Here is a 16,796-nt window from a genome sequence, read left to right on the forward strand (position 1 = left end):
TTTTATAAAACAAAAATATAAAGAGATGTTAAATAACATCTCTTTTTTATTTTTATATACTTAATATAATAATTAAAATATAAAGAAGATATTATAAATCTGTATAAAAAATAATATCAAAATACTATTTACTGTATAATGAGTTTTCTAATAGATAAAATACTAACAATAAACACCTATAAGATATATAACTATTATGATAATTAGTTTTAATAAAGTTAAAAAAACAGTAATATTAATAAAATATTTATATTATCAAATACAATACATAAACTATATTTAATAATATAAATATTACAAATAAATTAAAATTGCATCAAAACCAACAGTTTTAATAAACTAGCTATTGTAAAGCAATAAAAAATCATACTACAATTGTTTTACTGCAGTATAATATCATATATTTCTAAGTCAGTTAAATCATCATACATTATTCTTTTAATCTTTTCACTTTCATTTAATAAGTCTGCTATCTCTTCAACTAATTCCTGATGATGATCATTATTTTCTGCAGCTAATGTAAACAATAAAAATATTTTATTATCATTATCAAAATCAACACCATCAACTATTTTTAACAAAGTAATACCATTTTTTAAAACACCATCTTCAGGTCTAGCATGAGACATAGCCATACCATCGCCAAGAATAACATAAGGGCCTGTTTCTTTAATATTTTTTATTATAGAATCTACATATCTAGGTTCTATACACTTATTATCAAGCAATAATTGAGCACCCTTTCTTATGGCTTCTTCCCAATTAGAAACGCTTTTTACTATATCTATTTTGTTTCTTATTAATTCTTTAAACATACATATACCCCCAAATAATAAACTGTTATTATTTAATAATAGTATAGTTTTATTTTATTTATTTGTCAAATTATATTGTTTATGTTACACAAAGTTCTAAAATAAATTCTACTTATATGTTATATATAAATGAAAAAATTACGAAAATAAATAGGTTAAATATAACAATTTTTGTAAAAATAGGTTTTATTTATAACACTTACTATATTTAAATTATAGTATATAATAAAGTTAAGAAACAAAAAGTAAAAGGATTTTGTGAGTGCGTAAAACTGAAAAGTACTCGCGATTTAGAATGTATATAGCTACAACCTTGATAGCTTTTATAATACCCGCTATATTTAGTATATCATTGGTATTATCTAATAAGCAAAGATATTTAGATAATATTATAACATACATAAATAGAGTAAGTCCTATAGATATATCAATATCTGATATAAGCATCTCATACAAATTAGAATTAGTTTTAGATAATGTTAAACTATATTCAAAAAATAAACCTGATGCTTTTTTCGATATAGACAGAGCATCTTTAAAATTTAATTTATTAAGAATATTTATAAAGAGAGACCCTCTGTATTTATTAAGTGATATAAACGTAAATAATGCTCAAATATATCCTGCATTATTGGATACATCGATATTTCAAAATGGAAATACAAATAAAAATATATATGATAAAGTAAAAGATACAGTTAATACTATAATTCCAATACTTATGGATAAAAATATAAACATAGCTAATTTTTCAGCAAAAATAATTGACGGTAATAACAATACAACAGAAATATCTCTTAACTCACTAAATGGTAATTTTAGGTCATACGGATATTTTTTATCCTACAATATTAATCTTCCTGATAATACTTTGGTACATTTCTCATTTGAAAGTTCAACTAATTTATCAGAAGTAAGTTCAAGAATATATGCCAAAGATGAAAATGGAGACTTATTTAATTATACATTATTTGCGACTAATTATTCTGATAGATTAAATGCTGGATTACAAAACAATAATAAAAATGACTTTATAAATGCAAACTATGAATACAATACTCAAAAATTAGATTTTTCTATTACAAATATAAAATTAACCAAAGACACAATATATAAATTTATGAATATAGCTTTGGATACTCCAATAGTACATAGATTTGTAGAATTAGATAATAAAACAATAACAGCTATAAGCAATGGTATATCTACTTTCAGAGATGCCGATATAAATGCTTACGGACATTACTCTCCAAATGAAGATTCCTATATAGATTTTAATTTAAAAGTAAGAGATAAATTATTCAATGTAGCTGTAAATGCCGAACTTACAAATAATAATATAATACTTTCAAATGCAAATATAAATGCATTTGGAGGAAATATAATAGCAAGCGGAATAGTTCCATTAGATGATCCTATATCAAGTGTTGTTTCTGTAAGCGCATCTGATATAAAAGTTGGAACAAATAATTTATATGCTAAGGTTTATTTAAAGCCTACTAAAGTTGATGAAAAAGAAATAAAATCCAGATTTACAATTTCATCATTAACTTATGCCAATACTCTAGAAAATCCATTATCTTTTAATTTTACATACAATAGACCAGAAAAAAGAATATATGTTAATTTAGTTAAAAATAAATATGGACAGCCTTTTGATGCTACTTTTTCATTAGATGATACAACACCTATATTGGCATCTGCTAAAGGAGTCATACCTCAGGATATATTTGTTGTATTGTTGGGTCAAAATATAATAGATAATCTATCATCATTAAATATAGATTATACTATGAGTAATGCAATGTACACTCAAGGAAAAGGAAATGTACATACATTAAAAGCATCTTCAAGAAAAATTTATACAGAAGAATATTTGATAAGAATAGGAATGTCAGCATATAAAAATATAATAGATATTGATGATATTTATTATAGACTTTCTGACAGCAGCGGTATAAATGCTAAGGCTCAAATAGAATATGACAAAAACTTCAACGTTAAGATAAAAGGAAATATAGATACACCAGCTGGAAATTATGGATTAAGCGGATTTACAACAACTTCTACAAATGGAAACAAAATAATATACGCCTCAACAGATAAATCAGAAATTATTGCTAATGGTTCTATATCTACAAACGGTGTGTTAGACTTAAATATAAATACTCCAAAAGAATTAAAAATAAAAGATATAAATATTGATGTTGATGTATCTGTTAATAATTATACTCAGCAGCCAATATATATATATGGAAATGTCAAAGCAAAGAAAAATTTAGCACCTATATTTGCATTAAATACTCAATTTGAATTATCCAATCAAAGTTTAATGTTTACAAATATAACTTTAGATTATGGAGAAAACAGAGTATCTGGAAACGGTATATTAAGTTCAAGCGATGGAATAAATAAATTTACAGCCTTATTAAAAGATATAGAAAATAATGGAATATTTGCTTTAGATTCTTCTATCAATAAAAATAATTTATATGGAAAAATAACAGTAAGTCAGCTTCCTTTTGATATTAATGGAAAAGTATATGGAGTATTGACAGCAAATGCAACAGTAATAGGATTAATGAATGATCCTGTAATTTATCTTGAAAAAATGGATATTAAAGACTTTCAAATTCCGGGAGAAAGATTTGATGTTTCTTTAACAGGATATTATAAATCAAGTGAATTAGAATTAAAAGATGTATTAGTAACAAAAACAGGAAGCAGCGGAAATGTTCTTTCAAAAACTTTCAGTAAAAAACAGGAAGTAAAAATACCTTATGCATATTTCTCAAAAGATTTGCAAAATATGAAAGTTGAAGTAAATAATTTATTTATTTTGAGTTCATACTCTGGTACTATAGATTATAATATGAGAAGATTGGTTGATGGAAAACAAGAATTTAGAATACAAACAACTCCTATAACAATAAACAAAAGAAAACTTCCTGAGTTTGGAACAACTGTTACTTATGACGGCACAAATATAACATTCACAAATACAAAAAATCATGGTATTAGCGGTACAATCACTAAAGAAGACAATTTAACTAGAACTGATTTAATTTATGTATATGATGACTATGATATGCTTAATATAGATGGTGTAATAAAAAATACACAAAGAGATCAGGTGGATTTACTTATAACATCTGATATAATAAATGTAGAAGTATTTGAAATATTTAATGTATTATTTACAGAAATAAACTCATCTCCCACAAATTTCCTTGTAGACGGAAAACCATATACATTATATGCACATGTTCATGGAGACAGTGATAATGTTGCTATAGATGGAAGATTTTTAGGACATGGAAAAAGAGTAAAAATAGCTTATTTCAATGATATATTTGATGATACTATAGTTGATTTTAATTTTGACGGACACATGTTTAATGTCAATAATTTAACATTTACTTCAAAGAAAAAGAAAAATTTAAGCATTACCGGAGAGGCAGAAATATTTAAAAATAGTATCAATTATATGGCTTTCGATTTGCTTTCTTCCGATGAGCAATTAGGATTGTTAGATGGAAATTTAAATTTGGGTATTGCAAAAGTGAGAGGCCCAGTACATGTTGATATTACAGTAGGAGGAAATATAGCTTCTCCTAGAATAGGCGGAATATTTACTTTGATGAAAAGTGATGTTCAGCTTACAATATCTCAGCAGAACACTTATAGAGAAAGAGCTTATGGAATGCTAAGTAAAATATATTGGGATTTTACAATAGAGGCATGGAAACAAGTTAGAGTAGCACATAACTTAGTAGGAGATGTTTATCTTGAAGAAGGCTCTCAAATGCGTGTATATAATAGCCTTATGGACGGTATAGAACTAGCTGGAACTGTAAATGTTGATAGAGGAAGTATTTATTATCTACAAAACATATATCAATTAGAAAGAGGTTCTGTTACTTTTCCTCCTAATAACAGCTTAGACCCTATTATTGAAGCTACAGCATATACATATAAAAAATATTACCCAACTACAACAGCAAATACATCTTCTCAGTCATTTGAAAATGAAATAGCAGGAGAAAGTGTTACTTTATATATGGAAATGGATGCTAGATTATCACAATTAGTGTCTTCAAGTAATGCTAGAATATCTCCTGTAAGATTTTACACTATACCTGCATTGGGACAGTATCAAGTTAATCAATTAGCAGGAATACCTCAAGGAACATTTGGAAACAGAGAAGATCAAATGTTTGCTGAAAGTACAACAACAAGAAGTACTATGAATAGTGATCAGCTGCAGCAGCTTACTATGAATTACAGCGATTTACTATTAAGAAGTACTGTTTTAAGACCTGTAGAAAGATGGATAAGACAGTTTTTAGGTATAGACTACATAAACTTAAGCCCTACAGTAGTTAACAATCTGCTATTTGTTACAAATAATAACAATTTAAGTCCGACATCTGTATGGGATAATACAAGTGTTGGTATAGGAAAATATGTATCTAAGTATTTATATTTAAAATATGACGTTACATACAGGGTTAATGATACTACAAGACCTACTATTAATAATAAACCGGTAGATCCATACTATTTTGACCATCAATTTGGTTTTGAAGTATCATTGTTAAAAAATTATAAACTTGCAAATTTTGTTTTTGAGTATAAAATAAATCCTTTCGATATACAAGGAAAAGGACAAGATTTTAATATAGTTACACGGTGGAGATTTTAGTGAATTTTATTAAGAAAAATTGTATTATTTTATTTTCATTTGTTGTTCTTGCTGCTGCTTTTGCAATATTAGTGGCAGCAGAAAGTGATTTTGCAAATTTACAGAATGCTAGAAACATAGCTGTTTATGAGGGTTTGGTTATAAAATCTATAGATGTTACAGGAGAAGCCAGACTTACAAAAGATCAAATAAAAAACAGCTTTCCTATAAAAGTTGGAAGTAAATTTCAAAGAGCAGAGATAAATGAGGCAATAAAAAAGCTATTTGATACTCAATTATTTGACAGAGTTGCTATCGATGCAAACAGAGAAGAAGACGGCGTATCATTAAATATTATAGTTGCTGAAAGATATATAATAAAGAATATAGAATATATCGGTAATAAACGTCTAAGCAGAACTGCCCTTAATGATGCTATAAAATCCATTATGAAAGCAGGAGACCCATATATACCTCAGAAACTTAATGATGCTGTAACTGCTATAATAACTAATTATCAGGATAAGGGATATTTAAAAGCTTATGTTGAACCTAAAGTTATAGAGAATAAAGAATCTTCAGATGTTACAATAGAAATGAATATAGTTGAAGGAAATGAAGTTAAAGTAGCAAATATAAGATTTCATGGTAATACTCATTTCTCTGATAATGAACTTAAAAGACAAATGTCTACTAAAGAAAATGGTTTTCTATCTCTTGGTAAATTTAATGAGTTTAAATTTGAAGATGATAAATCTAAGGTTGTTAAATATTATGCTGACAGGGGATACTATAGGGCCAAGGTAGATAATGTACAGTTTACGTATCAATGGCGGGATCCACAGATAAAAAATGAACAAGATTTAATAATAGATATATATATCACAGAAGGAGATAAATATTATTTTGGAGATATAGGATTTAAAGGAAACTTTATTATATCATCAGAAAATATACAAAAAGATATAAAATCAAAAAAAGGTGCTTTGTATAATTATACATATCATATGACAGACTATCAAGGTATACAAAACAAATATTCTGAGAGAGGATATATTTTCAGACAAGTTATACCTGTAATTACTGTAAATGAAGAAAATAAAATAGTTAATATCATGTATGATATTGTAGAAAACGATAAAGCTCATATAGAAAATATAACTATAGCAGGAAACACTAAAACTAAAGATTTTGTTATACAAAGATATGTTGATATCAAACCAGGTGAAGTATTTAATACTACAAAAATACAAAGAGTACAGGAGAGATTATATAATACTCAGTTCTTTGATAATATTAATGTTGGTGTAAAACCAGGTTCTGCAGAAGGCTTAATGGAATTATCTTTGAATGTAACTGAAGGAAAAACTGCTATGATATCCGGAGGAGGCGGTTTCTCTACTGGTTCTGGTTTTAAAGTATTTGCTTCTATAAGAGAGAATAACTTCTTAGGAAGAGGATTACAGTTGGGACTTAGCGGAGAATTCGGAGAGACTCAAAAAAGAATAGCTGTTAATTTTGCTGAGCCTTATTTACTTAATTTGCCTATATATTTTGGTGTTGATTTATCATACTTTAATGAAGGTGTAAATACAGGATACACTATAGGTACAGGAGAATTTGGAATACCTAAATATTCATATTATACAAGACATGGTTTTGAAGGTATAGTAAGACTTGGTTATTATTTTGCAGATTATTACTCTACTTTCATAACATTCGATACAATAGTTCAGCAGTACCAGCAATGGCATGACCAAGGAGCAACTGCTGCAGGTCCTGATTATGTACTTAATGATATTAAAAAATATTTAATACATAGAGTAAATAAAAAAGACGGTTCATTCCAAAGATGGGAAAGTGATTGGTTTACAACATTTATTGTATCATATTCATTGCTTAGAGACAGCAGAAACGATTATTTAAACCCTACAAGAGGAAGTTTCTTAAGAGGTATAGTAGATTTGTATTTCGGACATACACAATTAACTAGATTAAACTTAACAGGATTCTTAGCTGTTCCTGCAACTGATTGGCTATCATTTGCATTCTATGGAGAATTGGGACAGATAATTGCAACTCCTGGACTTCCTTTACAAAATGATGCCGATGTTTTATATTATCTTAACCCATTTGAAGATGTACGCGGATGGGATACTTCTAAATATACTATATTTAAGGCTAATAGAGGACTAGCAACTTATGACGTTGTAGGAGATAATAATTCAATAGATTCTTGGAGTTACGGAAGAGCTAAAGTAAGATTCTTTGCCGAACTTCGTATACCTATAATACCAAAAACTATGGGATTTGTTACATTCCTTGATGCAGGACAATTATGGCTTCCTGCAAGTACAGGACTTAATAGAGATGGGGATGCTTATACTTATCCTTCTCAGTTTATGGATATTAAAGATATATTCGATCCTTCTCAGTATATATATTCTGTAGGTTTCGGTTTAAGACTTACTATACCAATATTTAATATAAGATTCTACGTTGCTAAAAGATTTGTATACAACAAAGAAGACTCTCAATATTATAAAAAAGGTCTTCAAGATTTTGAGGGAGATGGTTATACACCTCTAGGAAAATGGCTTGGTAAAGGATGGGGAATTGCATTCACCATGAATCACCCATTCTATTAAAAATATAATTTTTATAATAAAAAAGGAGTGAAAAATGAAAAAGTATTATATTATAAGTTTATTATTTGTAGCAGTGCTTGCGGTTTCTATTATTAGCCCTAGAGTATTTACTCAATCTTACAGGCTTACTAAAGTAGGATATATAGATCTTGAAAGGGTAATAAAAGAAATTACAGGCAATCAGGAACTTAATGAAAAATTAAAAGAAAAATTAGAGCAATATAAAAATCAAGATAATCAGGCAAACATGGAAGATACTTCTATAGCTCAAAACAGAGATTACTCATTAAGAGGAGAGGTAAAAAGACAAGTAGCTAGTTCTCTTATGGCTATAGTTAGAAAAGAGGGATATACTTTAATACTTGAAAGAACCGAACATTCTATTCTTTATGCTGATAGAAATTTCGATATCACAGACGCTGTAATAGCCAATGTTAAAAATTCTTTAATGAGATAATTTTAATTTTAATAAAAAAATATAATACGGAGGCAATTAGCATTATGAAAGTTAAAGACATATCTAATTTTTTACAGGCAAAAAATATCATAGGAGATGAATCAAAAGAAATAACAACTCTTTCTCCTATAAACGATATAATAGATGGCTCTATTGTATGCATTGATAATAATAAATATTTAGAAACAGCTTTAAATAGTAATGCTAATGCCTTAATTTTAAGAGAAGAAACATCAAATGAAATAAAAGATTTCAAAAATAAAACAGCTATTATATACAATAATCCTAAAGAGGCTTTTATCAAATTATTATACTTTATGTTTGAAGATAAAAAATACCCATTAGGAAAAGTTGAATCTTCTGCTGTTATAAAAGAGAATGCTGAAATATCTTCTAGCTGCTATATAGGAGATAATGTACATATTGGAAAAAATTCAAAAATAGGAAATGGCAGTATTATAGAAGCAGGTGTTTTTATAGGAGATGATGTTATTGTAGGTGAAAACTGCACTATATATTCAAATGTTTCTATACATGACAGATGCATAATAAAAAATAGAGTTATAATAGGTTCATCAACTGTTATAGGAAATGACGGATTTGGTTTTTTTGAAGTTAATGGAAAACAAATGAAAATACCTCAAAGAGGAAATGTTATTATAGAAGATGATGTAGAACTTGGAGCTAATGTTTGCATAGACAGGGCTACTTTAGGTTCTACTATAATTAGAGAAGGAGTAAAAGTTGATAATCTAGTACAAATAGCCCATAACTGCGATATAGGAGAACATTCAATAATAGTATCTCAAGTAGGAATAGCAGGAAGCTGTAAAATAGGACATCATTGTATATTAGGCGGACAGGCTGCCTTAGCTGATCATGTTACATTGGGAGATAGAGTAATATTCGGAGGAAGAACTGCTGTAATGTCTAATGTAAAAGTACCTTCAAATTCTATAATGTTAGGTGCTCCGGGACAAAATATAGAAAGAGAAAAATTAAAAATGATAGCAGAACAGAAACTTCCTGAACTTATAAATTTGGTAGAAGAGCGTTTTGGAGTAAAAATAAAAAGAGTAAAATAAAATAAAAAATAAAGCTGCAGATATACACTGCAGCTTTATTTTTTTAAATAAAATATAGTATGAATATTATATTTTACTGTTGTTATTTTTTATAATTAAATATATATTTAAACGGAATGAAAAAAATATTAGATATTAAGGTTTAAATTATGAATAATAAAAAATTAGGACTTCAATTTAAAATTTTTGTATTATTAACTGTATCAATATTAGTAATGTTCATTGCAATAATAGGATATATGGTAACCCATAACATAAGCACTTCCAAAGAAAAAGGTTTTGCTTCTACAGAATATATGGTTACAACTTATGCCAAAGATATAGAAAAAGAAATTATGTCATATATAACAATGATTCAAACAATATCATATTCATTAAAAAATGATATATCAAGCGGTACTGTTACAAGAGAATCACATGCTCTTGTTTTGGGAGATATGTTAAAAAGTAAAGAAGGTTTATTTGCTATATATGAAATGTGGGAAAGCAATGCATTTGATGGAAGAGATAATGCATTTATTGATACTGATTATGGTTCTGAGAGAGATGGAAGATACGGACCTGCTTTTTTTTATGATGATAATGATGTTACTTATGATAAAGTTTATCAAGAAGAGTTTGATGCAAATCCAAATTATTATACAATACCAAAAGACTCTAAGCAGCTTTATATAAGCGATGTTGAAATAGATGATACTTATGTAGGAGCAGATACTGTATTAACTGTAAGTGTGGTAGAGCCTATATTAGATAATGCAAATAATTTTTTGGGAATGATAGGGGTTGACTTTTCAGCAGATAATTTAGTAAAAATAGTTTCTGATATATCAACTAATGAAGGAATGGCTGGATATTTAATAAATCAATATGGAGTAATACTTGCTTCTACAAATTCTCAAAACATTGGAAAAGAAATTTCATCAATATATTCTGATAAAGCTAATGAAATAATAAGCAGTATAAAAAATGATAAAAAATATTCCTTTATAAACAAAATAGATAATCATAAAATATTTAATACTTTAATACCATTATCATCATTGAAAGATAATAATAATGCTATAGGATTATTGGTAAGTGTTCCAGAAATTATCATAGTAAAAGAAAATATAAAAAATGCTATTGTAACTTCTGTTTTAGCTATAATAATACTTATAGTATTTTTAATTCTTATAAACATTCTAATAAAGAAAAGTTTAATAGATCCTATATTAAAAGTATTATTTATGTCTGAGAAATTAAGCAGCGGAGATTTAAGCTCTTATGATAACAAAATATTAAATAACAGAAAAGACGAAATAGGTATGATATTTCATTCTTTGCAAAACACTCAAAACAGATTATCCAATATAATAAAACAGATACTAGATTCAGCAAATGCTATGGAAAATGCAAGCAAACATGTTACAGCAGGAAGCATTGATCTATCAAATAGAACAGAAAAACAAAGAGATGATTTAAAACTTATAAATGAAACTATGTCAAATACTTTAAAAGTTATTGATAAAACAACAAATGATATAATAAAAACTAATGATAAAATACAAATATTAACTAATTCAAGCGAACATTGCTATAATCTATCTAAAGAATCTATGGATTTAATGGATGATATTACTAAAGCAACTGCTGAAATTTCCAATATAACAAAAATGATAGATGATATAGCAATGCAAACGAATATACTTGCACTTAATGCTTCTGTTGAGGCAGCACGTGCTGGTGAACAAGGAAAAGGATTCGCTGTTGTAGCTTCTGAAGTTAGAAATCTTGCACAAACTTCTCAGGAATCTGTAAAAAATATTACAAATATAGTTAATAATAGTATAGAAAAGATAAAAGAAGGAAATTTAAAAATAAAAGAAACTATGGATGCTTTGGAAGATATCACTAATAAAGCTAAAGAAAGCAGTTATATAGTAAGTCAAATGGTTGAATCTTCTACACAACAGGATGCATCTGCACGTGAAGTTCAAAGTGCTGTAAGCAGTGTTGATATTAGTGCAGAACAAAATACTAATTTAGTAAAAACAAATGCTGATATAGTAATTGATATGGAAAAAGAAACTGAAAAACTTGCTGATTTAATGAAATTTTTTCATTTTGGAAAATAAATTTTATGAGTAAGAAAATTTTAGTAATAGGAAGCATTAATAAAGATTTAGTAATAACAACTCCCCGTTTTGCCAAAGAAGGAGAAACAATACTTGGAAATGATTTTTCTACAAGCAATGGAGGAAAAGGAGCTAATCAGGCATCTGCTATAGGAAAACTTGGCGGAGATGTAAGCATTTTAGGTGCTGTTGGAAATGATAGTTTCGGAAAAGATTTATCTCAAGCACTATCTTCAAACAATGTAAATACAGATAACTTAATAATTAAAGATAATGTATCAACAGGAATAGCAGTTATTACAGTAACAGAAAGCGGAGCTAATCATATTATAGTGGCACAAGGGGCTAATGCTTTAATAACTAAAGATGACATAAAAGAAGATTTATTAAAACATTATGATATTATTGTTATGCAGCTTGAAATACCTTTAGAAATTGCCAAATATGCTGTCGGCATTGCCAAAAAATTAGGTAAAACTGTAGTATTAAATCCTTCGCCTGCTGTTAAACTTGAAAAAGATTTTTTAAATTGTATTGATATATTAATAGCTAATGAAACAGAAATAGATATTATAGGCGGTATAAATATCTTTTTGAATGCGGAGTAAAAAATATAATATTAACTTTGGGATCTAATGGATGTGATTTCATTATAAAAAATAATAATCAAATTGAAAGCAAACATTTTGATGCTTATAAAGTTAATGTTGTTGATACTACTGCTGCGGGCGACAGTTTTTTAGGAGGCGTTGTAAGGATGGCAGCAGACAATAAAACAATGGAAGAAGCTATTGATTTTGCTACAAAAGTTGCTAGTATAACGGTTACTAGAAAAGGAGCAATAGATTCCATACCTTTTTATGATGAAGTTATTAATAAAAAATGCTAAAAAATTAATTAAGCACTTGACTTTTTTTTATGATTATAGTATGATAATAATCACTTCGCTGGTGTAGCTCAATTGGCAGAGCAGCTGATTTGTAATCAGCCGGTTGCGGGTTCAAGTCCCATCACCAGCTCATTTCTTTTTATAACCCCAATCAACTTATACTAATGATTAATTCCATTTGTTCGATAATATATTTATAGGATATAGAATATGGTCAAATTGAAAGATTTAATTAACAAAAAAGGTTATTTTGTAATAGCTGAAGCAGGCTGTAACCATGAAGGCGATTTAAATATGGCAATAAAAATGGTTAATGAAGCAGCTAAAGCCGGAGCTGACGCTATTAAATTTCAAAGCTTTACACAAAAAACTTTATTCGCTTCAAAAGAATACACTAAAATTTTAAAATTGGATGAAAATGCCCTTGAAGGTGTTGATAATATAATATTCAAAAAAGAATGGTACGAAATATTAATAAAAGAAGCACAAAAAAATAATATAATGTTTATCACAACTCCTTTTTCTATTGAAGCTGTTAATGATATTAATAATTATAATATTACAATAATAAAAATAGCATCATGCGATATTGATAATTATCCGCTTTTAAATGCTGTAGCAAAAACAAAAAAACCTGTGATACTTTCAACAGGATTGGCTTTAAATAAAGATATAAGAGAAGCTTTAAAAATACTGCATAATAATGAAGTTGCACTTTTACATTGTTCAGTAGAATATCCTACACCTATAAAAAATGCCAGATTAAACAGAATAAATGTAATGAAAAATTTATTCAAAAAAAATATAATAGGATATTCCGATCACACTATAGGAATAGAAGCACCTATTATTGCAGTTAGTTTAGGAGCAAAAATCATAGAAAAACATTTTACAGTTACCCCTGAAAAAACAACAGGAGATCATGTTATCAGTTTAGATATGATTGGAATGAGTAATTTAATAAAATCTCTTAATGATACAGTTCTTATGCTTGGAGGAAATGAAGCCTCAAAAAAAGAACATATATTAAGCAAGCAGGAAAAAAAAGAACTTGTATATGCCAAAAGAGGAATATATCTTAATCATTCAATGCTTAAAGGCGAAATCATAAAAGAAAAAGATTTAATAGCATTAAGACCTTGTGTAGGAATACCTGCCAAAAATTATAAAAAAATTATAGGCAAAGTTTTAAAAGTTGATAAAAAATCATATACTGCTTTAAGTATGAAAGATTTAAAAAATAAATGATATATTTACCTTTCATAAAAGATATATATTTTTTGATGACATTACTTGTATTATAAATAGAAAAAAATTATAATATTTATCATTAAATAATCTGAGAGGTAAAACTATATGCAAAGTTTTATATTTAACTGTCCAACAAAAGTAATATTTGGAAAAGATACCGAAAAAAAAATTGCTGAAGAAATAAAAAATTATAATGGTAAAAGAGTATTTATAGTATACGGTTCTAAAAGTGTAAAAGAAAGCGGGCTATTAGAAAAGATAGAAAATATAATAAAAGATGAAAAAATAGAATATGAATTATTCGGCGGAGTTCGTGCCAACCCTACCCTATCTTATGCTAGAGAAGGTGTAAAAAAAGCAATAGATTTTAAAGCAGATTTTGTAATCGGTGTAGGCGGAGGAAGTGTTATTGATACTGCCAAAGCTATAGCACATGGAGCCGGCAATGCTGGTACTGATATATGGGATTTTTGGACTGGAGTAAAAAAGCTGGAAAAAAGTCTTCCTATAGGATGCATACTTACAATATCTGCAGCAGGAAGTGAAACAAGTGCAGCTTCTGTACTTACAAATGAAGATACACTTGATAAAAGAGGTTTTCATTCAGATTTTAACCGTCCTAAATTTGCTATAATGGATCCATGCCTTACATTTAGTCTTCCTTATTATCAAGTAGGATGCGGTATAGTAGATATGATTATGCATACATTAGACAGATATTTCGGCGATAGTGAAGGCGGTAATAATGAAACAACCGATGCTATTGCTGAGGCTATTTTAAGAACTATAATAAAGAATGGTTTAATAGCTATGAAAGATAAAACTAATTATGATGCTATGAGCGAGCTTATGTGGTGCGGAAGTTTATCACATAACACATTAACAGGATTGGGACTTACCTCTGATTTTATAACTCATAAATTCGGACATGAATTAAGTGCAAAATTTGATTGTGCCCATGGAGCAAGTTTATCTGTAATGTGGGGTTCTTGGGCTAAACATTGCTATAAAGATAGAAAAGAAAGATTCATTCAATATTCAAAAAATGTTTGGGGTATTGATGATGATACTGGCTTAAAAGGGATAGAAAAAACTATAGAATATTTTAAGCAAATAAATATGCCTACTAATTTTACAGAATTAGGAATAGGAGTTCAAAGCGAAGAAGTTTTACAAGATTTAACTAGAAGATGCATAAAAGACGGTAAGCTAGAGTTTAAACATTTCCGAGCTTTAAATAAAGAAGATGTTTATAATATTTTTAAGATGTCTAATGTTTAATGATTTTATATATAACAAATAAAGATTATAAATTAGCTAAAAAATATAATACTTTAGAAATAAAAGATAAAGAAAATAATATAAAAACCATACCTATAGAAAAAATTAATAAAATCATTGTTTATGGAAAAAAAGCTATAAGCTCTCAGCTAATATTCCAACTTCTCAAAAAAAATATTTCTATGGTATGGTTTTCTAAATATGGCAATTTTTTAGGAGTATTAAATTCTAATAAAAAAGTAAAAATAAATTTATTAAAAAAACAATTTATCTTAAATAAAGATTATAATTTTTGTCTGCATATTTCAAAAATCTTTATCACATCTAAAATAAAAAATTGCAGAATGTTGCTTTATAAATATAATAGAAAAAATAATAATGAATTTGTTGAAAAAAGTATAAAAGTATTAAATTCATATATAAATAAGATTAATATTTCAGATAATATCGAAAGTATAATGGGATATGAAGGCAATAGTGCAAAAATATATTTTAAATGTCTTAATTATTTTTTGCCTGAAGATTTTAACTTTCAAAATAGAAATAAAAAACCACCTAAAGATCCTTTTAATTCTCTTCTTAGTTTCGGCTATACACTTTTATTTTATGAAATATATAATAATTTAGAATATTTTGCCCTTAATACTCATATAGGATTTATGCATAAATTAAGAAATGATCATCCTTCTTTAGTAAGTGATTTAATGGAAGAATTTAGAAGTCCGATTATAGATAGTATTATCATTGCAGCAGTAAGAAAAAAAATTTTTATAAAAGATGATTTTGAATATTCTTCTAAAAATCATGGTGTATATTTAAAAAATAAATCTGTACGAAAATTAATAAAAATTTTTGAAGATAAAATGAACAGCAGATATAATAAAAAAACATTCAGAGAAATATTATTACATCAGTCTTACTCTTTGTATAAATCAATAAAAGAAAAAAATCCTGAACTTTATAAAGGTTTTATAATAAGGTAGTAAAATTATGAAAAAAGAATATAATATTTTGGTAATATATGATATATCAAATGACAAAATTAGAAATAAAATTTTTCATATATTATCAGGCTATGGACATAATATACAAAAATCTTCATTTTTATGCCTATTAAATAACAGACTTTATAAAAAGATGCTTTTTGATTTATCCAAAATAAAAATAGATGAAAATGATTCAATTATAAGTTACAAGATGTATAATTTTAAAAGAAATGTAATAGGTAAAAAACATGATATACTTGATAGAAATTATTTAATTTTATGAAATAGTTGAAAAGTAGTGTAAAATGTACTATAATATATGCATCAGTTCTTTGACATATCTATTTCGCACGAGAGGGCAATTTTTTGTAAATTACATAGAAAATAGCTTGATAATTACATATACGGGCGAAAGTAAAACAGATTTACAAATAGAATTGATAATTACATAATGAGTTTAAAAACATATGAAGGAAGAAACTAGTTTAAAAATCTCGTATTGTAAATAAAAATTACTAATTTTTTACAAAAATTTTAAGAAAAAATTACGGGTTTTTAAACTCATTCCCCGTAAGGGGACGAAAAC

General features: G+C 27.1%; 10 protein-coding genes, 1 tRNA gene and 1 pseudogene. 11 read left to right on the plus strand and 1 reads right to left on the minus strand.

Going from position 1 to position 16,796, the window contains the following annotated elements:
* Positions 1–380: 380 nt before the first annotated feature.
* Positions 381–815: a PTS sugar transporter subunit IIA gene (locus T324_RS0114365; RefSeq protein WP_028330898.1), complete on the minus strand. Its 435-nt coding sequence runs from the start codon at positions 813–815 to the stop codon at positions 381–383.
* Positions 816–1,110: 295 nt separating this feature from the next.
* On the opposite strand from T324_RS0114365, the gene T324_RS0114370 reads away from it, so the two are divergent.
* From T324_RS0114370 to cas2, 11 genes and pseudogenes are all read left to right on the plus strand, one after another.
* Entirely contained in the window at positions 1,111–5,520 is a 4,410-nt protein-coding gene (locus T324_RS0114370; protein ID WP_028330899.1) for a translocation/assembly module TamB domain-containing protein, read from the plus strand.
* Complete coding sequence (bamA, locus tag T324_RS0114375) at positions 5,520–8,147, plus strand: outer membrane protein assembly factor BamA (RefSeq protein ID WP_028330900.1); 2,628 nt, start codon at positions 5,520–5,522, stop codon at positions 8,145–8,147. The genes T324_RS0114370 and bamA overlap by 1 nt, the downstream gene beginning before the upstream one ends.
* Before the next feature lie 34 nt (positions 8,148–8,181).
* Positions 8,182–8,604: an OmpH family outer membrane protein gene (locus T324_RS0114380; protein ID WP_028330901.1), complete on the plus strand. Its 423-nt coding sequence runs from the start codon at positions 8,182–8,184 to the stop codon at positions 8,602–8,604.
* Positions 8,605–8,648: 44 nt separating this feature from the next.
* The gene (gene lpxD / locus T324_RS0114385) at positions 8,649–9,689 is read left to right on the plus strand and encodes a UDP-3-O-(3-hydroxymyristoyl)glucosamine N-acyltransferase (protein ID WP_028330902.1); all 1,041 of its coding nucleotides are present in this window, start codon (positions 8,649–8,651) and stop codon (positions 9,687–9,689) included.
* Between the two features lie 149 nt (positions 9,690–9,838).
* A complete protein-coding gene (locus T324_RS0114390; RefSeq protein WP_245580736.1) occupies positions 9,839–11,803 on the plus strand; it encodes a methyl-accepting chemotaxis protein in 1,965 nt (654 codons plus the stop codon).
* A 5-nt stretch (positions 11,804–11,808) separates the two neighbouring features.
* Positions 11,809–12,692, plus strand: a pseudogene (locus tag T324_RS17485) (ribokinase).
* 57 nt (positions 12,693–12,749) lie between these two features.
* A tRNA-Thr gene (locus T324_RS0114400) sits at positions 12,750–12,822 on the plus strand.
* An 80-nt stretch (positions 12,823–12,902) separates the two neighbouring features.
* The gene (locus T324_RS0114405; RefSeq protein ID WP_028330904.1) at positions 12,903–13,940 is read left to right on the plus strand and encodes an N-acetylneuraminate synthase family protein; all 1,038 of its coding nucleotides are present in this window, start codon (positions 12,903–12,905) and stop codon (positions 13,938–13,940) included.
* A gap of 108 nt (positions 13,941–14,048) precedes the next feature.
* Positions 14,049–15,224 (plus strand): iron-containing alcohol dehydrogenase, encoded by a 1,176-nt coding sequence (locus tag T324_RS0114410; RefSeq protein ID WP_028330905.1) that lies wholly within the window; start codon positions 14,049–14,051, stop codon positions 15,222–15,224.
* A complete protein-coding gene (gene cas1 / locus T324_RS0114415; protein ID WP_028330906.1) occupies positions 15,224–16,207 on the plus strand; it encodes a CRISPR-associated endonuclease Cas1 in 984 nt (327 codons plus the stop codon). The genes T324_RS0114410 and cas1 overlap by 1 nt, the downstream gene beginning before the upstream one ends.
* Before the next feature lie 7 nt (positions 16,208–16,214).
* Complete coding sequence (gene cas2 / locus T324_RS17800) at positions 16,215–16,493, plus strand: CRISPR-associated endonuclease Cas2 (RefSeq protein ID WP_051436865.1); 279 nt, start codon at positions 16,215–16,217, stop codon at positions 16,491–16,493.
* Positions 16,494–16,796: the final 303 nt, after the last annotated feature.

Origin of the sequence: Brachyspira alvinipulli ATCC 51933 (assembly GCF_000518245.1) — a bacterium.
In the GTDB taxonomy this organism is placed as follows: Bacteria; Spirochaetota; Brachyspiria; order Brachyspirales; family Brachyspiraceae; genus Brachyspira; species Brachyspira alvinipulli.